This window comes from Mesorhizobium sp. C432A, assembly GCF_030323145.1.
GTDB lineage: Bacteria > Pseudomonadota > Alphaproteobacteria > Rhizobiales > Rhizobiaceae > Mesorhizobium.
This window is the reverse complement of record NZ_CP100470.1, coordinates 5,769,895-5,791,180: the sequence shown is the minus strand read 5'-3', so window position 1 is coordinate 5,791,180 and position 21,286 is coordinate 5,769,895. Positions and strand designations below refer to the sequence as shown.

The 21,286-nt window shown below is 65.6% G+C and carries 16 protein-coding genes; 2 read left to right on the top strand and 14 right to left on the bottom strand.

Annotated features, from left to right (window positions below):
* Nucleotides 1–2: 2 nt before the first annotated feature.
* From tagH to tssA, 8 genes are read right to left on the bottom strand one after another with little or no spacing between them, the layout of a single operon-like run.
* Nucleotides 3–1,487 carry a type VI secretion system-associated FHA domain protein TagH gene (tagH, locus tag NLY33_RS28435; protein ID WP_023704814.1) on the bottom strand — a complete coding sequence of 495 codons (1,485 nt, stop codon included), beginning with the start codon at nucleotides 1,485–1,487 and terminating at the stop codon, nucleotides 3–5.
* Nucleotides 1,484–2,527: a type VI secretion system baseplate subunit TssG gene (gene tssG, locus NLY33_RS28430; RefSeq protein WP_023673712.1), complete on the bottom strand. Its 1,044-nt coding sequence runs from the start codon at nucleotides 2,525–2,527 to the stop codon at nucleotides 1,484–1,486. Before tssG ends, tagH begins: the two co-directional genes overlap by 4 nt.
* The gene (gene tssF / locus NLY33_RS28425) at nucleotides 2,491–4,365 is read right to left on the bottom strand and encodes a type VI secretion system baseplate subunit TssF (protein ID WP_023709681.1); all 1,875 of its coding nucleotides are present in this window, start codon (nucleotides 4,363–4,365) and stop codon (nucleotides 2,491–2,493) included. Before tssF ends, tssG begins: the two co-directional genes overlap by 37 nt.
* Before the next feature lie 3 nt (nucleotides 4,366–4,368).
* On the bottom strand, nucleotides 4,369–5,124 hold the full coding sequence (gene tssE / locus NLY33_RS28420; RefSeq protein WP_023704816.1) for a type VI secretion system baseplate subunit TssE: 756 nt from the start codon (nucleotides 5,122–5,124) through the stop codon (nucleotides 4,369–4,371).
* On the bottom strand, nucleotides 5,111–5,560 hold the full coding sequence (locus NLY33_RS28415) for an Hcp family type VI secretion system effector (protein WP_023673716.1): 450 nt from the start codon (nucleotides 5,558–5,560) through the stop codon (nucleotides 5,111–5,113). The genes tssE and NLY33_RS28415 overlap by 14 nt, the downstream gene beginning before the upstream one ends.
* Nucleotides 5,561–5,612: 52 nt before the next feature.
* Entirely contained in the window at nucleotides 5,613–7,118 is a 1,506-nt protein-coding gene (gene tssC / locus NLY33_RS28410; protein WP_023682611.1) for a type VI secretion system contractile sheath large subunit, read from the bottom strand.
* Nucleotides 7,119–7,121: 3 nt separating this feature from the next.
* Nucleotides 7,122–7,658, bottom strand: a complete 537-nt coding sequence (gene tssB / locus NLY33_RS28405) for a type VI secretion system contractile sheath small subunit (protein ID WP_023673718.1) — start codon at nucleotides 7,656–7,658, stop codon at nucleotides 7,122–7,124.
* A 6-nt stretch (nucleotides 7,659–7,664) separates the two neighbouring features.
* Nucleotides 7,665–8,843: a type VI secretion system protein TssA gene (tssA, locus tag NLY33_RS28400; protein ID WP_023708140.1), complete on the bottom strand. Its 1,179-nt coding sequence runs from the start codon at nucleotides 8,841–8,843 to the stop codon at nucleotides 7,665–7,667.
* A gap of 323 nt (nucleotides 8,844–9,166) precedes the next feature.
* Here tssA and tssH point away from each other — a divergent pair, with 323 nt between their 5' ends.
* Nucleotides 9,167–11,971, top strand: coding sequence for a type VI secretion system ATPase TssH (gene tssH, locus NLY33_RS28395; protein WP_031196234.1), 2,805 nt, complete (start codon nucleotides 9,167–9,169; stop codon nucleotides 11,969–11,971).
* Here tssH and NLY33_RS28390 read toward each other — a convergent pair whose 3' ends face one another.
* The 6 genes from NLY33_RS28390 to NLY33_RS28365 form a co-directional block, all read right to left on the bottom strand.
* Nucleotides 11,972–13,207, bottom strand: a complete 1,236-nt coding sequence (locus NLY33_RS28390; RefSeq protein ID WP_023704819.1) for a VWA domain-containing protein — start codon at nucleotides 13,205–13,207, stop codon at nucleotides 11,972–11,974. It abuts the gene before it with no gap.
* 2 nt (nucleotides 13,208–13,209) lie between these two features.
* Nucleotides 13,210–15,462 (bottom strand): DUF5682 family protein, encoded by a 2,253-nt coding sequence (locus NLY33_RS28385; RefSeq protein ID WP_023708142.1) that lies wholly within the window; start codon nucleotides 15,460–15,462, stop codon nucleotides 13,210–13,212.
* Between the two features lie 4 nt (nucleotides 15,463–15,466).
* Nucleotides 15,467–16,546 (bottom strand): ATP-binding protein, encoded by a 1,080-nt coding sequence (locus NLY33_RS28380; RefSeq protein WP_023687038.1) that lies wholly within the window; start codon nucleotides 16,544–16,546, stop codon nucleotides 15,467–15,469.
* Between the two features lie 19 nt (nucleotides 16,547–16,565).
* Complete coding sequence (locus tag NLY33_RS28375; protein ID WP_023704821.1) at nucleotides 16,566–17,999, bottom strand: DUF5691 domain-containing protein; 1,434 nt, start codon at nucleotides 17,997–17,999, stop codon at nucleotides 16,566–16,568.
* Nucleotides 17,996–19,399 carry an SWIM zinc finger family protein gene (locus NLY33_RS28370; protein ID WP_023684463.1) on the bottom strand — a complete coding sequence of 468 codons (1,404 nt, stop codon included), beginning with the start codon at nucleotides 19,397–19,399 and terminating at the stop codon, nucleotides 17,996–17,998. The genes NLY33_RS28375 and NLY33_RS28370 overlap by 4 nt, the downstream gene beginning before the upstream one ends.
* Before the next feature lie 98 nt (nucleotides 19,400–19,497).
* Complete coding sequence (locus NLY33_RS28365; RefSeq protein WP_023724276.1) at nucleotides 19,498–20,037, bottom strand: Lrp/AsnC family transcriptional regulator; 540 nt, start codon at nucleotides 20,035–20,037, stop codon at nucleotides 19,498–19,500.
* Nucleotides 20,038–20,085: 48 nt separating this feature from the next.
* Between NLY33_RS28365 and NLY33_RS28360 the strand changes: the two genes are divergently transcribed.
* Nucleotides 20,086–21,264, top strand: coding sequence for an MFS transporter (locus tag NLY33_RS28360; protein WP_023704822.1), 1,179 nt, complete (start codon nucleotides 20,086–20,088; stop codon nucleotides 21,262–21,264).
* Nucleotides 21,265–21,286: the final 22 nt, after the last annotated feature.

The following is a 21,286-nucleotide window of genomic DNA, read 5'->3' as shown; positions in this document are numbered from 1 at the left end:
TCTCAGTCCTCCTCATATGCATCACGAAAATCAGCGCCGATCTCGCCCAGAAAACGCGTCTCGGCGCTGTGAGCGATTTCACGGTGGCGTTTCTGGTACAATTCCCAGAGCTTGGCGCCGCGCCCGCCGGTCAGCAGATTGCCGATCGCCGAACTCGACTTCAATTCCTGCTCGATCGCCGCCGGATCGAAGCGGTCGATCATGCGCTTGAGCGCGCCTTGCACGCCGCGCCAGGCACGAACGTGGTGCTGCGCCAGATCGCGCACCGCGTCCTTGATCGCCGCTTCGGCGCCGAGGAAACCGGGGCTGCGCTCGGCCAGCATGGTCACCAGAGCATCGTCGACCGAAGGCAGGAATTTGAGCGGGTTGACCTCGGACGCGCCAACCACGGTTTGAGCGACGCGGGCATTGCCCTTCTCTTCGGCGCGCTTGCGCAAAAGCTGCATCAGGCCTTCCATCATCAGCCGGTATTCGCGGCCGAATTTTTCCATGTCGGCCACCGGATCGCCGCCGGGAAAATCGGCCTCGTCCATGCCCATGCCGCGCAGGAAAGCGGCGCGCAATTCCGCGTCCGACGGTCCGGCTGACGGCCGCGCCGCGGATTGGCGGACAGGAGCGCGTGGTGGCGGTGGAGACGGGGGAGGCGGTGGCTGCGGTGGCGATGGCTCGACCGCGCGGACTGGCAGATCCCAGGGCGCTGCAGAGGGGGCAGGCGAGGGCGCATCGGTTGCACCGCCATCCGTCACGCCGGCGTCGAGGCTGGTGGACCCGGCAGGGCCGAAACCAAACCCGTCATCGTAGGCCGGCAGCTTCTCAGGATTGGATCTGCTCGGCTCTCTCGACAGCGGCGCGGAGTCGAGGCCGAAGGGATCGTCGAACGATGGCTTGGCGCCGTTTCTGTCAGTGGGCTCGGCCACCGGCGTTGCCACAGGGTCGAGGCTGAACGGATCGTCGAACGCCTGCGAGCTGCGTTCATCGGACCGCGCACGCGCGAATGCGCCGGGCACCGGCTTTTCGAACGGATCGGGCAGGTTGGCAGGGCGTGGCCGTCCCGGCTCTTCTTCCGTGGTGGACGAAAAGAAATCGTCGCCGCCGAGGCTGACCGGCGCCCGCGACGCCGCCGGCTTACTGGCAGGCGCTGAAGGCCTGGAGGCCGGCGCCTCGGTCTTCGCCGTCTGCAAATCGACCCACACCACATAGTCGCCCAGTCGCAGTCGCATGCCGCTTTGCAGGCGCGCGGTATTTCCCGCGCCGAGCGGGCTGGCGGCATCGTCGATGAACAACCCACTGCTGGAGGTATCGGTGACGAAATAGCCGCCCTGCTTGCTGGTGATCTTGCAGTGGGCGCGCGAGACGAACATGTCGGGATCGTTGATCTGCCAGTCGGCGTCGGCGCTGCGGCCGATTACCAGCTCGCCCTCGTCCAGCCGCGCCTGCCGCGTGGCTTGCGCGCGTGGTCCCTGTTCGAGAGTCAGAAGCAGGCTCATGCCGCCACCTCTTCCCGCCAGCCGACGATGGTCCGCAACCGCATGTCGTCGGCGTCCCCCTTTTCGACCGGTCGCGCCAGCCAGGTGGTGCGGGCAAGCTGGACGGTGCCGAGCTTCGCCGGCGGCACTGCCTTTGCCGCAAGCACGATCCTGAGATCGACATCGATGGTCTCGCCGATCAGGTCGCGCACCGCCTGCTTCAACAGCTTCAGCCGCTCACCGCCCGGCAGGAAGGCCTTGTAATCGATATAGCTGAGCGCGCCGATGCGCAGCTCGATGCGGCTCTGCCGGCTGAAGCTGCGCGGGCCGATGGTGGCGCTGCGGCCGAGCGTGGCATAGCTGCCGGCAAGCCGCGTCTGCAGCGCCTTGGGGATGGTCATCCAGGCCGCGACGAACTCCTTCAGCACCACCGGCACTTTGAAGGCTTCGGCCAGGAACAGCGTCAGTCGCTCGGGGCCGTCGACTTGGGCAGCGAGCGAGGCGGCCTGGCGAAGTTTTACTGTATCGAGTTCGGCATCCTGCGTGCCCGGCAGCCCGATGCCGGCCATCGCTTCCAGCATGGAACGGACGCGGCCCCCGACACCGCGTTCGACCTGCACAGCCGGATGCGCATCCGCCCAGGCCCGATAGTAGAGCGCGATCATCCTGTGCTGCAGGATATTGACAAAATCGACGAAGGTCGTGTCGCTCGTCTGCCGCGCCTCGGCGCCGGCATACCAGCGTTGCGACAGGCGATCGAGCACCCAGCGCGTCAGATGCAGTGGCATCGGCCCTTCGGGTCCGAGCAGGCCGAGATTGTTGACCGTGACGCGTGCCGGCGACTTGTCCGTCGGCTCGCGGAAATCCACCACGTCCTGCACTGCGAAGGACAGCCGCACATTCTGGCCGAGCCTTGCCGGCTCGCGGTCCGGCCGGCCGGAATGGCCGAACAGGCCGCCTTGCCGTTCGAGCCGGCGCAGCAGTTCGAAAAAGTCGAAACTCTCGGACAGGGTTGCGGCTCGCTCTAGATCAGGTAGCGATTGCCGGGCGTCATCGGCCATGGCACATCCTCCTGTTTCTGGAGCAACCGCGTGCGCGTGCGCACGAACCCGTTAATGCCGGCATGGCGGGCAAACAGCCGCGACAGCAGGCCCGACAGCAGCAGAGTGCTCTGTCCCGCCAGCACCGACTGGTCGACATGCAGCGTCACTTCCGTGCCGCGGCCGAAGCACATCGGCCCTTCGATCGCCAGCCTTTCGATCACCGCGCGCGAGTCGATGCGCACGATCGAGCGCACATTGCGGGCGAGCCCGGGGTCGCCGCGCTCGGCATAGAGATCGAGCAGCGCGTGCAGCGGATCGACGCCGCGGCCTTCCTTGGCCAGACTGAGGAAGTTGAGCGCCAGCTGTGACACCAGCCGCCAGGCCAGGTCGTCGGCGCGCGACTCGCCGTCGGCGCCGTGCGGCAGCGCTGCCGGGATCGCCGGCTGCGGCGAACGCAATGCGCCGAGCAGCCGGACCGTCTCCACAGGGTCGCCGGCTTCCAGCGTCAGGGTCGGCGTGTCGTCGAGGATGGCCAGGTCGCGATTGGTGCAAAGCGCCATGATATCGACGCGCTTGAGCGGCCTGTTGGCCTGGCTGTGGACCGGGCGCGAGATCGCCAGGAAGACGTCGTCGCCGGCATAGGAGGTCCGCGTCACGCCCTGGCGCCGCTCGTCCTCGGTCGGCCGGCGCGGCCGCCGCTCCGTCGAATAGACCCAGCCGCTGCCGCGATTTTGCCCAAGGCTGAAGAGTTCCGGTATCTCCGCGTCGGGTCCCTCGGCATCGGCGTCTTCGACGCGGATGACGCGGTAGATTTCAAAGTCGCGCGCCCGCGTGCGGTCGGCATGCAGCACCTGCCGCGTCTTGCGCTGGTCGAGCTCGACGATGTTGCACTCGCGCTCGAAGAGATTGATGATCGGCGTCGCGAACAGATCAAAATCCGCCGGCGTCAGGTCGGCGAGCTCGGGCACGGGACGCCTGAACAAAAAGACGATTTCGAGCCCGGCCTGGCATTTACGCACGACCGGCAGCAAGCCGGTGACGCGCGCATAATGGAAGCGCTCGGGCATCATGAAATATTCGCGTAGCAGGCGGTAGCCTTCGAAGGTCGGCCGCGTGCGCGGCATCAGCGCTTCGGCATCTGCGATGCCCACCATCTCCGGCGCCGGTAGCGGCGACAATGGATTGGTCTTGCCTTCCGGTCGTGCGCCGACACCGGAGCAGACGCCGAAGATGGCGTCGAAGATCAGCGGCGCCTTGGTGCGGTTGGCGAAATAGAAGTCGAGCCGGTCGAGCGCCAGTTCGTCGAGCTTGCCCTTTCCGGTCCGGGCAAGCGTGATGCGAAGTGCCGCTTCGCCACCCTTGCCGCTGATCGGGCCAATACCGGCGGCGGCAAGCGCGCTGCGGTCCTGGAAATAGCCGACCGAACTGATCGCGATCGGAAACAGCGTCATGTCCTGCGCGGTGGTGAAGGTGCAGCGCGTCGACAGGCCGGCCTGCAAGCTGGAGACCAGCCGCGTGCCGCGCTTGACGACATGGCCGGCAAGCATTGTCTGCACCTGCTGGCCGGGCTTCAGCACCACCATGGCGGTTGCCGGCGCCGGCGTGACGAGATCGGGATAAAGCACGTCGAGGATGCTGCGCGAAAACCGCGAGCGCTCGGCATCCACCTTCAGGCGCGTGCGCGCGGCGAGGAAGGCGACGCCGTCGAGCAGCCGCTCGACATAGGGGTCGGGACACGGCACCGTATCCAGCGACAAATTGCGGGCAACCGCCGGATGCATGTCGGCGAACTCCGCCGCCAGCCCGCGTATGTGGGACAGTTCCTCCTCGTAATATTCTACGAAGACCCGGTCCATCTCTCAGGCTTCCCTGAACTCGGTGCGCGCCAGTCCGTTGTCGAGATTGATCGTCGTGCGCAGGCGCATGCGCTCGGGCGTCGGCGTCATGATCAGCACGGCGTCGATCTCGATCTTCAGGCCGGTCTTGTCGCCGAGGTTGACCGTGACTTTCGTCGCGCTCTCCTTCAGCCGCGGCTCGAATGCGGCGAGCACGGCGCGGATCTCGCGAGCCAGAACATCGCGATCGAAGTCGCGCGACGACCGGCCGGAGAAGGACGGCACGCCATAATTGACAACGCTGCGGCGCACCTCCGGAAAGTCGGCCAGCGATGTCGGACTGTCGGTCATCTGCTCGGCCTCGAGATCGGATAGCAGCGGCGCGGATTCGAAACGCTCGGTGTTGAACAGCGCCTCGATGTCGCGCCGCACGGCCTCGCGCAGCACATCGGGCGACACCACGATGCCTCGGCTTTCAAGCTCGCCACGGTGCCGGTTCTGAAACGCCAGCCGGTGCAGCCGGCGCTTCTGATCGGGGTTCAATGCGTCATCGGCGTCGATGCGCCTCGGTCCGTCTGCCAGCAGCTCGTCCAGGCGCTCTGCGCCAAGCTCCTCCTGCAGAGCCTGCCTGAGCCCGTCTATCTCCGAGCTCACGCCCGGCAGATCGTTGACGAGGCGGTCCCACAGCGAAGGCTGTACCGCCTCGCGCTTGGCCCGTGAACCGCCCGCCTGTACCTTGTCGGCGGCAGGGCGCTTTGCTCGCCCCTCACTTGCCGACATAGACATCCATTTCGGCTTCGTCATTGTCGTCATAGACGAACTTGATCTTCTTGTAGGCGAAGGAGACTTCCTCCTGGATCAGGTCGGCTTCATCATCGGCCTGCGACATGTCGTATTCCATGATCGAGGCGTCGGTCAGGGTAACGACCAGATAGTCCTTGCTCTCGCCGTCGATGGTCCGCCGAGCGGAGAATTTGACCTCGTCCAGCGCCTTGTTTTCGAACAGGGCCTTGGCCAGATAGGGTGAGGCCTTGTCGTAGTGCTTGGTGAACTTGATCATGCCCATCGACACGCGGCCTCGGCGCGAGAGGGAATTGGGGTCGTAGGGCGCGACCATCTTGTAATCGACGCCATGGATTTCGATCTCGTCGTCATGGCCGTCGCGCGTGCTGGGCCCCTTGATATCCGGAACTTTCAGAAAACCATCGATCTTCATTGTGGGCATTTTCGTTCTCCACCGCTTTCAAACAAAGGTTTGGTTGCTGCAATCAGGTCTTCACGGACGGCAATTCCGACACCAGCCTGAGCGAGGCGTTGATGCCCTCCAGTTGGTAGTGCGGGCGCAGATAGAAGCGGGCGTTGTAGTAGCCCGGCCGGCCCTCCACGCTGTCGACCTGCACCTCGGCGGCGGCAAGCGGACGCTTGGCGCGTGCCTTGTCGTCGGCGAAGGCCGGGTTGGCCAGCACGTACCGGTTGATCCACTCGGTCAACCAGATCTGCATGTCGGTGCGTTCCTTGAACGAGCCGACCTTGTCGCGCGCAATCGCCTTGAGGTAGTGGGCAAAGCGCGAGACCGGGAACAGGTAGGGCAGGTTGGCAGAGAGCCGCTCGTTGGACTGGGCGTCGGGGTCGACCAGGCGGCCCGCCCGCGTCTCGTCATCCTGCAGCGAGTGGGCGCCGATGAAGGCCGCGAGATCGGTGTTCTTGCGGTGCAGGATCGGCATCAGCCCGAGCTTGGCCAGTTCCGCCTCGCGCCGGTCGTCGATGGCGACTTCCGTCGGGCATTTCATCGCGATCGAGCCGTCATCGGTCGGGAACGAGTGCACCGGCAGGTTAAGCACCGTGCCGCCATTTTCGACGCCGCGGATCTGGGTGCCCCAGCCATAGAGCTTGTGGCTGCGGTTGATGTTGACGCCCATCGGGAAGGCAGCGTTCATCCAGACATATTTGTTGTGGTCGCCCTGCACTTCCTCCTCGAAGGAGAAGCCCTTGACCGGCACGGTCTCGGAGCCGTAGGGCAGCCGCGCCAGCACGCGCGGCATGGTCAGCCCGATATAGCGCGCATCCTCGCTCTCGCGCAGCGATTGCCACGAGGCGTAGGCCGGGTTGGAGACGATCTGCTGCAGGTCCTGCGGGTTGGGCAGTTCCTGCCAGCTGTCCATGCGGAACAGCCGTGGCGAGGCGGCGGCGATGAACGGCGTGTGCGCCGAGGCGCAGATGCCGGAGATGTTGCGCAACAGGCCGACGTCGCGCGGGTGGTTGGAGAACTCGTAGGCGCCGATGACGCAGCCGATCGGTTCGCCGCCGAGCATCGAATACTCGTCGGTGTAGACTTTCTTGAAGATCGGGCTCTGGTCCCACATCTGGCCTTCATAGTCTTCGAGCGTATCGGCCAGCTGCTCCTTGGAAATGTTCATCACCCGGATCTTCAGCTTCTGATCCGTCTCGGTGTTGTTGATGAGGTACCAGAGGCCGCGCCAGGTGCCTTCCATCTGCCGCACTTCCGGCGCGTGCAGGATTTCGTTGACCTGGGTCGTCAGCATCTTGTCGATACCGGCGATCAACGACTTGATCGACTTGATCGAGTTGGACGAGATCGTCGTCGTCTCGGAGCGCGACTGCGCCGCCAGAGCCAGGTTGCGCACCAGCTGCTGCAGCTTCTCGCTGTCGTCCTTCTTGACCTTGAAGTCCTTCTCCAAGAGCTGGCTGAATTCACCGAGATCGACGGCCTCGGCCTCGGCGACGGATGCTGCGGTCTTTTGCTGTTCGGCCATGATCTATTCCTCACCCTTGTCGTCGGACAGCGCCTGGGCGGCGATCTGGCCAAGCAGCGGCTGGTTGTTCAGCAATTGGGCGATGCGCTTTTCGGCATCGACGCGGCCGTCCATGAAGCCGAGCAGCTCCTCGAGCTGGCGCCGCATCTTGAGGATTTCGGCCAGTTGCGGGACCTGTTCGGCGATCTTGTCGGGGGCGAAATCGCCCATCTTGGTGAAGGTCAGGTCGAGCGCCAGTTCTTCGTCGCGCTCCTGTCCCTCGGCCTGCGGCAGCGTGTTCTTCACCCGCGCCTTGACCCTGGGTCCCAGCGCTTCCATGAATTTGGGGAAGCGGTTGGCATCGGTCTCGACAAAGGAACGGTCGAGCACCGTCTTGGACGCTTCCCTGGTCTGCGATGCGCCCGACAGGTCGGCCATCACGCCCATGACGAACGGCAGTTCAATCGTCGTCGGGCTGCCGTAGGTTTCGACATCGTAGGCGATCTGCACGCGCGGGGCGCGATTTCGCTCGATGACCTTCGCTTTGCTTTCGGCTGGCATGTGTTGCTACCTTTCATCCTTCTGGGCAGTCTTCTTGGCGTCGGGAACGCCGGCGAGCAGCCGGAATTCCTTGAGCCCCGACGGGGCGAGGTCTTCCATCAGTTCAACGAAATCCATGTGCACCATCCTGCGCACCCGGCGGGCGAGATGCGGGATCGGGCTCGACGGCTCGGTGCGGTCGTAGAACGCGACCACAAGGTCTAGGCACTTCACCACATCGTCGCGCGAGGAAATCCTGTCCGGGAGCCCCGCACCGGTCTCAGCGTAGCTTGCCATCGTCTCGGCTCCATGACCGTTTCTGACCGGCGCGGCCGGGCTTGCCGCGGCAGCAGCCGGGCTGGCGGCTCCCTTCGTCGCTGCCTCTTCCGTGGTCTCGACCGCCGTGTTGCGTTCCAGCGTCGTCAGCACGCGCTGCAAAAATCGTTTCAGGTCCGGGACGGCAGCCCCGTTGCTGTCAAGACGGGCATTCAGGGCCGTATCGACCGCGTCGAGCGCCTCGATCGCTGCGTGCGCCCCGGCGATGAGCGCTGTCATCTGTTCACCGGCCTGGTCCTGATGGGCGGCACAACCGCTGCCCACCCGGTTCAGGAGCTGTCCGTGCGCGCTGACCAGCGCTGCCTTCTCCGTGGCATTCAATCCCGACGCCGCTTCCTGAAGCATGACGCGATCGTCGAGCGCACCCTGTTCGAGATCGCGTCCGCTGATCGGCCCGATGGGACGAGGAGCGAAGAAGACCATCTGCCTGAGGTTCGCCAGCAGGCCTTCCTGGCCGTTCTGCAGGTCGGCCAGCGCGTTGAGGCGGCGCAAGGCGGCCTCGCGTGGTTGGGGGCTGGCCCGCAGCGCCGGATGCATCGTCTCCCAATGCGTCTCGAAGGTCCTTGAAATCAGGGTCAGGCCCTGTGCCAGTCCGGCCAGCCCCTCTTCATTGGCCAGCGCCCGTGCGACAATGACAAGCAAGCGCAGGTCGCGGCCATGCGAACGCAACTCCTCGGCCTTGCCGAGCACGGCAGGCCAGTCGACCGGAATGGTCGATTGCGCGGCTGGCTTGTTGCGCCCGTCATGGACGACCTTGACCTGCGGCTCCGTGAGCCGCTCCAGCTCATGAAAAGCCGGATCGTTGCGCAAGTCTTCGCCTGACGGATTTTCACCGTCCAGCGGAGCAAGCCAGAGTGCGAGATCGATCACAGATACCCCCGGCGACCGGCTCTAAAACCGTACGTGACCCAACGTTAGCACACGGTTGCATATTCCCACAATTCGCCATCCGCTCAAAAGTTAACGAGCGCTAATGAATGTCGGTGCAACTGCGTCTCGGATGGCGCAATTCATGGCGCGCCTGCCCGACCTCGTATGTGAAGCGCATCGCATAGGATTATAAAAAATCGTGGTTGTCTGCATTTGGCGGCGCGGGACTCTCCACAAAGAGAAAGGCCGGCTGCATCAAGCGCTTTGTCAAGCGGCTGCTTATGTGGCAGGCTGTCGACGGGCAGATTGCAGGAGCACGTTCGATGGAACAGCGCCGGTCGTCGCAGGGGTTCAAACGCAAGGAACTGGTTGGCAAGCTCAATCCGGTCTGCCTGCGCGCCTTCAAGGCCGCCGCCGACAGCGCCAAGCTGCGCGGCAATCCTTACGTCGAACTCGTCCATTTCATAGAACAACTGGTGCTGTCCGAGCGTTCGGATGTGCAGATGATCATTGCCGATGCCGGCGTCGATGCCAGCCGGCTTACCACCGAAATGACCCGCGCCGTCGACAAGCTGCCCTACGGCGCCACCTCGATCGAGGAATTTTCCGACCACATCTTCCACGCCATCCAGGAAGCCTGGAATCTGGCGACGCTGGAATTCGGCATGGAGGAGGTCCGCAGCGCCCATATCGTGCTCGCCTGCCTGAAGACGCCGGTGCTGGAAGGCCTGGTGGCGAAGATCAGCGGCGAATTCGACAAGATCGACGCCGACGGGGTCATCGCCCGCTTTGCCGAGGTGGTGGACGGTTCGCTCGAAGCCCGCGCCACGGCAGCAGTGGCTCCCACCGCGGAGGCGCCGCGGCGAGCTCCGGGCGGGGATTCCGCGCTGGCCAAATACGCCACAGACCTCACCCAGCGCGCCCATGACGGCAAGATCGACCCGGTCGTCGGCCGAGACCCGGAGATCCGGCAGATCATCGATATCCTGATGCGGCGCCGGCAGAACAACCCGATCCTGACCGGCGAGGCCGGTGTCGGCAAGACCGCGGTGGTCGAGGGGTTTGCCCTGCGCATCGCCCAGGGCGACGTGCCGCCGCCCCTGCAAGGCATCAGCGTGCGCATGCTCGACGTCGGCCTGATGCAGGCCGGCGCCAGCGTCAAGGGCGAGTTCGAGAAGCGCCTGAAGGCGGTGATCGACGAAGTTCAGTCATCCGAAACGCCGGTCATCCTGTTCATCGACGAGGCGCACACGCTGATCGGCGCCGGCGGTGCAGCGGGAACCGGCGATGCCGCCAATCTGCTGAAGCCGGCGCTGGCACGTGGCGAACTGCGCACCATCGCCGCAACGACCTGGGCCGAATACAAGCAGCACATCGAAAAGGACCCGGCGCTGACCCGCCGTTTCCAGGTGGTCAAGATCGACGAGCCGTCGGAAGCGGTGGCCGTGCTCATGCTGCGCGGTGTAGCCGGCGTGCTCGAACAGCATCACGAGGTGCAGATCCTGGACGAGGCGATCGAGGCGGCGGTCGGCCTGTCGCATCGCTACATCCCGGCGCGGCAATTGCCCGACAAGGCGGTCAGCCTGCTCGACACGGCTTGCGCCAGGGTCGCGATCTCGCAGCATGCGACGCCGGCCGAGGTCGAGGACATTTTGCGGCGCCGCCAGGCGCTCGAGGTCGAAAGCGGCATCATCGGCCGCGAGGCAGCGATCGGCATCGAAGTAACTGACCGGCAGGCGCGGGTCGAGGCCGGGCTCACTGAGACCGGGACCATGCTCGCCGCCGCCGAGGAGCGCTGGGAGCGCGAAAAGGCGCTGGTTGCCGAGATCCTCGAACTGCGCGCGCGGCTGCGCGGCGACGGCGTCCCGCTCGATGCGGTGGCGGCAGCTGAGGCCGATGCCGAACCAGCAGCGCCGGACGAAGAAAAGACCAAGGTCCCCAAGGCTGAACCGCCCAAGGCCGAAACGTCCGAGCCTGAAAAGCCGAAGGCCAAAGCGTCCGAGACCGAAGCGCCGGCTGCCGAAGCTGCGCCGTCAGATCCTGTCGCCGATCTGGCGCGGCTGCGTGAACTCATGGCCGAGCTTGCCACGGCGCAAGGCGAGACGCCGCTGATCCTGCCGTCGGTCGACCGCAATGCGGTCGCTGCCGTGGTCCAGGACTGGACCGGCATCCCGACGGGACGGATGCTGTCCAGCCAGACCGAAAAGGCGCTCAAGCTGGCCACCACGCTGTCCGAACGTGTCGTCGGCCAGGATCACGCCATGGAGATGATCGCCAAGCGCGTGCAAACCAGCCGCGCCGGGCTCGGAGCGCCGGAAAAGCCCGTCGGCGTGTTCCTGCTCTGCGGCCCCTCCGGCGTCGGCAAGACCGAGACGGCCCTGGCCTTGGCCGAGACGCTCTATGGCGGCGAACAGAACCTGATCTCGATCAACATGTCCGAGTTCCAGGAAGCCCACACCGTCTCGACGCTCAAGGGCGCGCCTCCCGGCTATGTCGGCTACGGCAAAGGCGGCATTCTCACCGAGGCCGTGCGCCGAAAACCCTATTCGGTGATCCTGCTCGACGAGGTCGAGAAGGCCCATCCCGACGTCCACGAGATCTTTTTCCAGGTCTTCGACAAGGGCATGATGGATGACAGCGAGGGAAGGCGCATCGACTTCAAGAACACGCTGATCCTGCTGACGTCCAATGTCGGCTCCGAAGTCATCATGGAGCGGACCGGCAACGGCACGGTGAGGGCAGGGCTCGACGGCCTCGATGCTGCACTGCGCGCTCCACTGCTGAAGGTGTTTCCAGCGGCCTTCCTCGGCCGCGTCGTGACCATCCCTTACTATCCACTCTCGGATTCGATGATCGAGGCCATCACCCGCCATCAGTTCGGCAAGATCGCGCGGCGGCTGCGCGCCAGCCACGACGCCGAACTGGTGATCGGCGACGGCGTCATGGCGCTGGTCAAGGCGCGCTGCACCGAAATCGAGTCTGGTGGCCGCATGATCGACGCCATCCTCACCAACACGCTGTTGCCGGAACTCAGCCGCGGCGTGCTGAACCGGTCGCTCGACGGCGAGAAGATGACCAAGGTGACCGTCAGCGCTTCCACTGACGGGTTTGCCTATTCGTTCGAATAGTCAGGCCTGACTGCTCGGCTCCGTCTCGGCGCGGATCAGCTTTATGTCGGCGCCGGCTGCCCAGGCGCCGATATCCTCGCGCCGCAACGCCGCCGCCATCATGTCGGGAAACAGGTCCGGCGTGCAGGCGAAGACCGGTATGCCAAGTGCCGCGACCGAAGCCGACATCGCCTGATCATAGCCCGGCCGGCCCTGATCGGTCAGCGCCAACAGCACGATGACATTGACGCCGGACCGGACCAGCGCCGCAAGCCGCCGCAGCAAGTCCTGGCCGTTGCCGCCCTCATAGAGGTCGGTGATCAGCACGAAGTGGGATTTGGTCGGCCGCTCGATGCGGTCGGCGCAATAGGCGACCGCCTGGTTGATGTCGGTGCCGCCGCCGAGCTGCACGCCAAACAGCACCTCGACCGGGTCGCTGAGCTCTTCGGTCAGGTCGACGATGGCCGTGTCGAAACAGACCAGCTTGGTGCGCACGACCGGCAGCGACGCCATCACCGCGGCGAAAATCGAGGCGTAGATCACCGAGCTCGCCATCGAGCCGGACTGGTCGACGCACAGCACCACTTCGTCGAGATCGACCAGCCGGCGTTGCTTGCGCATGAAGCCGACCAGTTTTTCCGGCACGACGGTTTTGTGCTCAGGCTGGTAGTGGCGAAGATTGGCCGAGATGGTGCGCGGCCAGTCGATGTCGCGTTGGCGCGGCCGGTTGGTGCGTCGCGACTTGTCGAGCGCGCCACGGATCGCCTCGGCGGTCTTCTGCTCCAGCCGCTGCATCAGCTTGGCAACGATGTCGGCGATAATGGTGCGGGCGATGTCCTTGGTCTTGGCCGGCATCACCGAACGCAGCGAGATCAGGTCGGCGACGAGGTTGACGTCGGCCTCGATCGCCTTGAGGAATTCCGGCTCCATCAGCATCTGCTTCAGGTTCAGCCGCTCAAAGGCATCCTTCTGGACGATCTGGACCACTTGGGCGGGAAAGAAGGAGCGGATATCGCCCATCCATTGCGCCACGCGTGGCGCCGAGCGGCCGAGCCCGCCGCGCCGCTTGCGCGGGTCGGCATCCGCATTGGCGCCGTCGCCGTAAAGCGCATCGAGCGCCGAAGACAGTTTTTTGTCATCACTGGAAAGGGCGGAGGAAGCCTCGTCATCGGCGCCGATCGCCAGCCGCCAGCGGCGCTCGCGCCCGCTATCGGAGGATGCTGGGCCGGGTTCGGGCACTTCGGCTTCGTCATCCATTGTCACACTCCGCCCGCCAGCAATGGCCCAAGCCGCTCCAGGTGACGGCGCCAGCCCTCGCCGCCATCCGGCGCCGGCGTCAGGCCGGCCGGCAACCTTGCGGTGCGGCCGAGCACGGCCTCGATCAACCGCCGCCGCTCCATCGAGTCCAGATTGGAGAAGACGCGGCGCAGCAATGGCAGATGCGCGATGAAAGCGTCCTCGTCGAGCGATTTCAGCCACCCATCGACGGCGCCGCGCAGGCCCTCGTCGTAGATCAGCCGCTGGCCGGCAGTGCTGAAGAAACCTTCGAAGAACCCCGCTGCCTGGGCGACCGGCGTCCCCGGCGACAGCCTGCGTCCGAGCAGCCCGGCGGCGTCCTCTGCCGACAGTTGGCCGGCTTCATAGAGCAGATGCGCGGCGCAGCCGGCGAGCAGCGCCGTCGAGCCCGGACCTTCCAGCACGCCGGTCAGGCCGTTGCGCCATGCATCGAGCACGCCTTCGCCGGGCTCGACCAGCCGGATCGCCGTGTCGGCCTTGCGCACAGCACCGACCAGCGTGGTGGCGGCCTGCTCGTCCAGGTCGCGCACCGCATAGGGCAGCGCGATCGCGCCTTCGACGATCAACCGTTCCAACAAACCGGACAGCCGGTTGGTTTCGGTCTTGCGCGCCTCGCCGTAACGGATGATGTCGGCAAGCGGCGGCACCGAGGCCAGCATCTCCAGGCATTCGCTGCTGTGCGCTGCGCGCGCCTCCAACGCTACAAGGCCGGCGCTCGCGGCCTCCGACAGATCCGCGGTAATGGCGCTCTGGACAAGGGCGGCAAGCGTGTCGAGGCTCGCGGCCGCACCGAGCATCTGGATCAGGCGGCCATTGGCGGCCTTTTCGATAGTCGGGCCGTAGATCAGGTTCTCGACCAGGCGCACGGCATATTCCGGCTCCCAGGCCAGCGTCCATTTTTCGCGAAAGGTGCCGCGGCTGCGGCCGGCGTCGGCCAGCCTGCCCCATTGCACGCCAAGCACGTTCAGCCGGTGCAGCAATGTCGAACGAAACAGTCCGCTTTCGCTGCGCAGATCGACCGACAGCTCGCGTTCCAGCGCCTCCGGCTTCAGCCGCGCCGCCTTCTGGTTGCGCTGCAGGTCCTCGATCAGCGGCGCCAGCGGCGTGTCGGGCGGAATCTCGCCGACATCCGCGCCCAAAAGCAGCTCGGCCTCGACCAGCGCCCACAGCACCGCTTCGCCGTTGAACAGCGCCGCGATCGCGGCATCGCGCAATTCCTCGAAGCCGGGCTTCGGCCGCTCGCGAATGGCAGCCAGTGTGCGCGCAAGCCGCTCGGCCTCGATCAGCGACGCGGTCGACACCAGATGGCCCTTCGCCCGCAGCACCGCCGCGATCGTCGCCAGCCACAGCGTCGCGGCGTCGCGCCGCCCTCGTGTGAGCCACAGATGTTTGCACCAGCCGGGCGCGACGACGCCAGCGCCATAACCATAGCCCAGCGCAAGACGCGGCCCGGTCCATGGCGCCCATGTCATGATGCTTTTGCGCCGGGCAATTCCCTTGATCAGCGCCTGGTCGTTCTTCTGCGTGTGCGCGGCCTGCAGGGCCGGCACATGCCATGCGCCGCAGACGACGGCGATCGGTCCGGCGAATTCCTTGCGCGCGGCGGCGATTTCCAATCGCATATGCGCTTCACGCTTGGCCTCGAACGGCGCGATCGCACCTTCGCCGTCGCGCAGCGTCGTCATCGCATCGGTGATGGCAGCGAAGATTGGACCCGGCTGCGGATTCTGCTCGATAATGTCGGCCCACCAGCTTTCGCCATCTTCATAGCCGGCGGCCGCAGCCAGCGTGCCGATCGGGTCGCGATGCGATGCGGGCTCGCCATCCTCACCGGTTTCGTCCTTGGGTTCGGGCTTGTCGGCGTCAGCCGTTTTGTCGGTGTCGTCGGTTGCCGGTGCCGCGAACCGTGCCGATGACGGCAGGTCGATGAACCGCAATGCCGCCTTGTTCTCCACCGCCCACACCGCCGCCTGGTATTCCGGCGAGAACTCGGCGAACGGCCAGAAACTTGTCGCGGCCGGATCGTCCTCGGGGTAGCAGAGCAGCGCCACCGGCGGCTGCATCTGCGGGCGCGCCAGCAATGGCAGCAGGGCGGACGCGTCGCTCGGCCCTTCGATCAGCACCGCGACCGGCTGCAAGTCCCGCAGCGCCTGCACCAGGCTGTCGGCGGAGCCCGGCCCGTGATGGCGGATGCCGAAATAGGCGACGTCGCTCATGACCTCAGATCGCTGCGTTCAGCGCCGCGTAATAGCCGGCATAGTCCGGCCGCTTCTTGAGCACCGTTTCGAGATATTCCTCCAGCACCACCTTGTCCTGCACCGGGTCCTTGACGATGGCACCGACAAGGCTGGCGGCGAGGCCTTCGGCGCCGAGCTTGCCGCTGTCGAACCACGCCGCCTGGCTGAGGCCGCCGACCATGGTGGCGATCGCCTCGGCGGTCGAGAGCGAACCCGAAGGCGTCTTTAGCGTCACCTTGCCGTCGGCGGTTGCGCCCGAGCGCAGCTCGCGGAAAATGGTCAACACGCGAGCGATCTCCTCGCCGACATTTTTCGGCACCGGCAGGTCGAGCCCGCCGGCCATCTCGTCGACCCGCTTGGAGACGATCGCCACCTCTTCCGCCATGTCCTCGGGCAGCGGCAGCACCACCACATTGAAGCGGCGTTTCAGCGCCGAGGACAGCTCGTTGACGCCCTTGTCGCGGTTGTTTGCGGTGGCGATGATGTTGAAGCCGCGCTGGGCATAGAGCGACGTGTTGAGTTCCGGGATCGGCATCATCTTTTCCGACAGCACGGTGATCAGCGTATCCTGTACATCGGAGCCCATGCGCGTCAACTCTTCCAGGCGGCATAGCTTGCCGCTCTCCATGGCGCGGTAGAGCGGCGTCGGCACCAGCGCCTCCTGGCTCGGCCCTTTGGCCAAAAGCTGCGCATAGTTCCAGCCGTAGCGGACCTGGTTCTCGTCGGTGCCGGCCGTGCACTGCACGATTAGCGTCGAGTTGCCCATGATGGCGGCGGCGAGATGTTCCGACACCCAGGACTTGGCGGTGCCGGGAACGCCGAGCAACAGCAGCGCGCGGTCGGTAGCGAGTGTCGCCACCGCGGTTTCCATCAGCCGGCGGCGGCCAACATATTTCGGCGATATCACGGTGCCGTCGCTTGCCTTGCCGCCGAGCAGATAGGTCAGCACGGCCTTCGGCGACAGGCTCCATCCGGCCGGCTTCTGGCGTTCGTCATTGCGCGCCAGCGCCTGCAGTTCAGCGGCATAGGCCTGCTCGACAGGGAGGCGGATGGCTGCGTTCATGGTGCTGTTCTCCGGATTGTCATGTGTTGGTTCCCGTCAGGGCCGCGTTGAGGCGCAGGAAAGCGAGCGAGGCTGCCGCCGGCGGCATGCCAGCCGCAACGACATGCTCGATCAATTTTTCCCCTGTCGCCGCAGTGGCCAGAAAGCCCATCGTTTCCAGCAGGTCGTCGGCGGTTCGCTTCATAGCGTCATCATCGCCGGCGACAGCCGAACGCAATGCCGCCAAGCCCTGGCCGTTCGTCATGTCGGGCCATTCCAGCCAGTTGGCTTCGAAGCCCTCGGCAAGGGTGAGCGCGCTAATATACTGCGGCGTATCTTTCAGGATCAATCTGACCAGGACACGCTTCCTGCGGCTATCCAGGCGCGGTGTCAGGTGCAGCACGAACAGTGCCGGCTTGCCACCCTCGGCGATCAGCGTGTCGGCCATCTGCGTTACTGCAGCGTCGCTGCCCGACGCGGCGACCATTCGTGAGATCTGGATGTCGGCATTGTTGTCGGCACCGAACTGCCAGGCTGCAATGAAATCGGGTTCGCTGACCCCAAATCGGGAAGCAAGGTCGACCAGATTGCAGGTCTCGAACAGTTCGGCGCGGCGCTTTTCCTGCGCCGGGGATTTGAGTTTTGCCGGGGTGTAGGTGGTGCGGCGGCGGATAAAGCCGGATTTGCCTTCTGCGATGAAGGCGGCAAGTTCGGCAACGGGATCGTCGGCACCGCCACCAACACGACCGTGCTCGCCCAACCTCGCCAGCAGCCGGCTCGCCAGTTCCTGCACCTTGCCGGAGCGGTCAGTGGCCAGGCTTTTCAGGAACGGCGCGTCCTCAGGCGTCAGGCCGAAATGCATGAGTTCGATCAGTGCCAGCCGGACTTCCGCCGGCTCGCCGGGCGCCTTCGCTTCCATCAGGCTGCGGGCCGTGGCCGGATCGCGACGGCGCATCTCGGTCAACGCGATACGGCGCGCGGCGGGGTAAAAGTCATCCCAGTTCTGCACCGTCAGTTGCTCCTGCGGCGCAATCTTCAGCCCCTCGACGCTGGCCTGCCAGTCGATCCACGGCGCATAGATGTCAGGGCTGTTCTGGTCTGATGCCGACGGCATCCAGTCCATCGGATGCAGCACGTAGCCACGGCCGGCGACGAGCGTCGCCACGCGCGCCTTGCGCCGCGCATCGGCGGTGTTCTTCAAGGCAGCCCGCAACAGCGGCCGCAACCGCTCCGGCAGCAGCGGCAGGCCAAGCCTCGGCAGCGGCGGGCGCCGCTTCAGCGACTTCGGCGCGGCTGGCCTTAAGCCCACATCGAGCGCCTGCGCGGCGATGGCCAGCAACAGCCGCTCCCGTTCGTCCGGGCTTGCGCCGCCGGCGATTTCCTTCCACGCGGCTGGCGCCAGATCGAACGCAGTTCCGCCGGTGATCCAGCAGTCGCGCATCGTCGCCAGGCCGGTTTGCTCGAGCTCGTTCATGACAGATCGAGCCTCCCGAAGCCGCTTTGCGCGGCGAGCAGATCGAGCCGCGCGCCGTTCCACAGGGCTGCCGTTGCCGAAAGGTCGAGACCGAGCACGGTTTGATCGACGGTTCCGGCGACAGGCAGGGCGATCCCTTGCGGGTCGTGCGCCGCTTGCCACCAGGCGGTGCCGCGCTCATCGAGCAGGATCGCGCCGGCAGGCAGCATCAGCGGGCTATCGGTCGACCAGGGTGCTGCGTCCTGGTGCGCCGCATGCGCCGCCAGCGGATCCTTGACAATGCCGAGGCCGAAATCCGGCCAGGCGCCCGACACGACATCGCCCTTGCGCTCCGCTACCAGCGCCCGCAGCCGTTGGCGTGACGGATAGAACACCAGCCTTGCATCGAACCGGTCGCCAGGTGTGAACGCGGCAGAGCGGCGGCCGGCCGAGGCCGGAAAGAAATCGAGTAGCAGCGCAAATTGCGGCGTCGGGCTTTTCAGGTCGAGCAGCCAGGTAGAATGGCTGACAAGGCCGTCGCGGCGGGTCTCGATCTTCTCGCCGATGACTTCCCACTGGCTGTCGACCTGTCTTGCATCGGGATTGGCCAGCACCTGGTCGCGGGTTTCGGATGCCGACACCAGCCGCTTCAATTCGGGATCGTCTGGCGCCGAGCGCCAGGCCTTGGCCAGCAAAACCAGCTTGCCGAGTTCGCGGATCGCCGCGTCCGGCCGTTCCTCGCTGCGCAGCGCCATTAGCCGGGCCGGGATTTCGTCGATGCGTCCCGCAAGCGCCGTTGCTTTCATGTCGACCAGCCTGGCGGCAATGCGGCGGCAGCGCTCGCTGCTGGCGTCGGCAAAGGCGGAAAGGCCGAGCCGCAGCTGGTCGGCAATCCACTGGTCGAGTTCGTCCAGCGCGCCTGCCACCGCGGTGCGCGTATCTTCCGCCCGCTTGCGCTGCGCCGTCTCGCGGCGCTCCGTCGCGGCGGCGTCATCGACGGTGCTTTCCTCTGCCTGCGAGGCCTCGCCAATGCTCTTGCCAGACGCGCCCCTGCCAGACTTTGCGTCGACCGGCGGGGGCGCACTCTTCCTGCGCCGGCCAAGCCAGTCATTGACCCATTCCGGCGTTGTTTCGGCTGATGTGAAGCTGGCCGGCGCCGTGGCGGCGATCCACATCAGCGCCAGCGTGTGCTTGCAGGGAAATTTTCGCGACGGGCAGGTGCATTTGTAGCCGTGGTCGCCGGTGTCGACGACGGTGCGATAGGGGTTGGATCCCGAGCCCTGGCATTCGCCCCAGATCAGCGCCTGCTGCTCGTTCTTCTCCAGCCGCGGCCAGTTCGAGCGCTTGGTGAGCTTCGAGGCGGCGCTTAGCGACGCCTGATCGGGGGCCAGCGCCTCGATGGTTTTCAGTTCGAATTCCAAGCCGCGCCTCTCGTCACCCCAAATCAATGCCTGGCATCAATATAGGGTGCCGTTTGTGAAGGATTGTTGTGGCCCCGGCAAGACGAAGATAGCGCAGATCAGTACAACGGCGTGGCCATATGCCGGGGCGTCGGCCATTGCGCCGTGATCTCGGGCTGCACCGGGCGCTCGAGATAGGTCGACAGCACGACATAGCTTCGCGTCGAGGTGACGCCGGGCGTTTCGTAGAGACGCGCCAGCAGGCCTTCGAGCGCCCTGGTGTCCTCGGTGCGGACCTTGAGCAGCAGGCAGGTGTCGCCGGCCACCGAATGGATTTCCTCGACCTCAGGATATTGCGAAACGGCCATCAGCTCCGGCGTCTTGCCCCAGCCCTTGGTATCGATATGCACGAAGGTGAGCAGCGGCTTTTTCACCGCCTTCGGGTCGATGATCACAGCCGTGCCGCGGATGGCGCCGCTGCGCCGCAGGCGCTTGACCCGCTCATGCGCCGCCGGCGGCGACAGGCAGACGCGTTCGCCAAGTTCGGCGTAGCTGATCGTCGCATCCTCGACCAGCACGCCTAATATTTTTCGGTCGATTGCGTCGAGCTCTCGGGGAGCTACCTTGTTCTGCAGAACCCCATCTGTTTCTTCGTCCATATCGAAATTCCTTGTTGTCGCGGAATTCAGTTCGGCCATTATGACCCGATGACGAACGCGCATCAAGCTGCAACGCTCCATCAGCCGATCCCGGCGCTGGCCTATCTCCTGACCGGCTGCATCGCCGTCATCGGCTCGAACTCGCTGGTCCTGGGTCCAATTGCTCCGGCAGTCGCCGCATCCTTCGGCACCAGCGTGCCGGCGGTGATGGCCGCGTCGGCCGCCTTCGGCCTCGGCACTTCGGCCAGCGCGTTGTTCCTCGCCCGCTATATCGACGGCGTCGGCGCCCGCCGCATGCTGCAGGGCGCGCTGCTTCTTCTGGCCGTCGGGCTTCTCGCCAGCGCGCTGGCGCCGACGGTGATCATGCTGGTCGCGGCCCAGGCCGTCGCCGGCATCGCCGCCGGCGTCGCCATGCCGGCCATCTATGCCAGTGCAGCGGCAATTGCGCCGCCCGGCCGCGAAAGCGGCACGATCGGCGTCGTGCTGACCGGCTGGACGGTCTCCATGGTGGCCGGCGTGTCGCTGTCGGCCGTGCTTGCCGATCTCGTGCACTGGCGCGCCGTCTTCGCCGCCGTCGCGGTGCTTTCCGCCATTGCGCTTGCTGCCTTGTCGATGACCTCGCTCAGCGACGTCAGGAAGAGCGGCCCGGCACCGTCGCCGTTCGTTGCGCTGGCCATTCCGGGGATCGTGCCGCTGCTCATCGCCTGCACCGCCTTCATGACCGCTTTTTACGGCGTCTACGGCTATCTCGGCGATCATCTGCACCAGGATCTGGGCGAGCCCGTCAGCGCCAATGCGCTGGCCGCGCTCGCCTATGGCGCCGGCTTCGGCGCCGCGGCCTTCCTCGACGGCGTCATCGACCGCATCGGCGCGCGGCGCGTCATGCCCTTCGCCTATCTGCTGGTCGCCGTCGTCTATGTCGCCATCGCGCTCGCAAGCAGCAATTTCGTGCTGATCCTGGCTATGATCGCCATATGGGGCCTTGCCAATCATTTCGGCCTGAACGTGCTGGTGATGCGCCTTACCGCGCTCGATCCGTCGCGCCGTGGCACCATCATGGGCCTGAACAGTTCGGTCACCTACCTCGCCGTCTTCATCGGCACCACCAGCTTCGGGCCGCTTTATTCGACATTCGGCTTTGCCATCTGCGCGATCGTTGCCGCCGTGCTGATGCTGGTTGCGGCAGCAGCGGGGTCATGGCGGTCGCCGCCGCCCATCAAGCCGTAAAGCTTGCGTCCTCATCCCGTCC

Coding starts and splice junctions, on each gene's coding strand:
- tagH (WP_023704814.1), bottom strand. CDS start 1,487: ATGAGCCTGCTTCTGACTCTCGAACAGGGACCACGCGCGCAAGCCACG.
- tssG (WP_023673712.1), bottom strand. CDS start 2,527: ATGGCCGATGACGCCCGGCAATCGCTACCTGATCTAGAGCGAGCCGCA.
- tssF (WP_023709681.1), bottom strand. CDS start 4,365: ATGGACCGGGTCTTCGTAGAATATTACGAGGAGGAACTGTCCCACATA.
- tssE (WP_023704816.1), bottom strand. CDS start 5,124: ATGTCGGCAAGTGAGGGGCGAGCAAAGCGCCCTGCCGCCGACAAGGTA.
- NLY33_RS28415 (WP_023673716.1), bottom strand. CDS start 5,560: ATGAAGATCGATGGTTTTCTGAAAGTTCCGGATATCAAGGGGCCCAGC.
- tssC (WP_023682611.1), bottom strand. CDS start 7,118: ATGGCCGAACAGCAAAAGACCGCAGCATCCGTCGCCGAGGCCGAGGCC.
- tssB (WP_023673718.1), bottom strand. CDS start 7,658: ATGCCAGCCGAAAGCAAAGCGAAGGTCATCGAGCGAAATCGCGCCCCG.
- tssH (WP_031196234.1), top strand. CDS start 9,167: ATGGAACAGCGCCGGTCGTCGCAGGGGTTCAAACGCAAGGAACTGGTT.
- NLY33_RS28390 (WP_023704819.1), bottom strand. CDS start 13,207: ATGGATGACGAAGCCGAAGTGCCCGAACCCGGCCCAGCATCCTCCGAT.
- NLY33_RS28385 (WP_023708142.1), bottom strand. CDS start 15,462: ATGAGCGACGTCGCCTATTTCGGCATCCGCCATCACGGGCCGGGCTCC.
- NLY33_RS28380 (WP_023687038.1), bottom strand. CDS start 16,546: ATGAACGCAGCCATCCGCCTCCCTGTCGAGCAGGCCTATGCCGCTGAA.
- NLY33_RS28375 (WP_023704821.1), bottom strand. CDS start 17,999: ATGAACGAGCTCGAGCAAACCGGCCTGGCGACGATGCGCGACTGCTGG.
- NLY33_RS28365 (WP_023724276.1), bottom strand. CDS start 20,037: ATGGACGAAGAAACAGATGGGGTTCTGCAGAACAAGGTAGCTCCCCGA.
- NLY33_RS28360 (WP_023704822.1), top strand. CDS start 20,086: ATGACGAACGCGCATCAAGCTGCAACGCTCCATCAGCCGATCCCGGCG.